General features: G+C 66.8%; 1 protein-coding gene. It reads left to right on the top strand.

Annotation, left to right across the window (positions count from 1 at the left end; translation table 11 throughout):
* On the top strand, positions 1–626 hold a 626-nt coding region (locus M4960_RS19130), incomplete at both ends, for a hypothetical protein (protein WP_248705129.1).

The following is a 626-nucleotide window of genomic DNA, read 5'->3' as shown; positions in this document are numbered from 1 at the left end:
CCCTCACCGCCATCCAGAAGGTCAACAACACCGAGATCGACCGCACGACCATCACCGCGACGATCGTCGAGGGCGGCACCCTCGTCCCGATCGCGCAGGGTCCGATCGACCTCACCCGGGACGGAACCACGAAGGTCCCCTTCGTCGTGCAGAACAACGAGACCCGCACGGGCACCAAGGGCACGGTCGTCCTCACCGCCCCTGCAGGCACCACCTTCCCGGCGCAGGCCACCGCGGGCGGTGAATGGCGAGTGGTCGGGGCCAGCGACTGGTCGTCCTCACGGGCGATTCCGCTGACGAACGGTCGACTCTCCAACGACAACAAGACGCTGACGTTCGACGTCGACTGGCCCGCCAGCCACGCTGAACGCGAGCAGTACCGGTTCATGATCAACGTCACCACCCCCGCGAACGCTGCCGGTGGCGACAGCTCCATGGGCTTCGTCTTCGCCGGCACCAGTAACAAGGGCGCTTACCGTGCCGAGGGTTCCACGTCGACCAAGCTGAGTACCGCGCTCACGGCGAAGGTCGACTCCGTCGACCACATCGCCAAGACCGCCACCGTCTCCGGCAAGGCGACCCCCGGCGCGAAGGTCTCCATCGGAAGCCAGGAAACCACCGCGAAC

This window comes from Curtobacterium sp. MWU13-2055 (genome assembly GCF_023242305.1).
Lineage (GTDB): Bacteria > Actinomycetota > Actinomycetes > Actinomycetales > Microbacteriaceae > Curtobacterium.
This window is presented reverse-complemented; position numbering and strand designations above follow the sequence as displayed.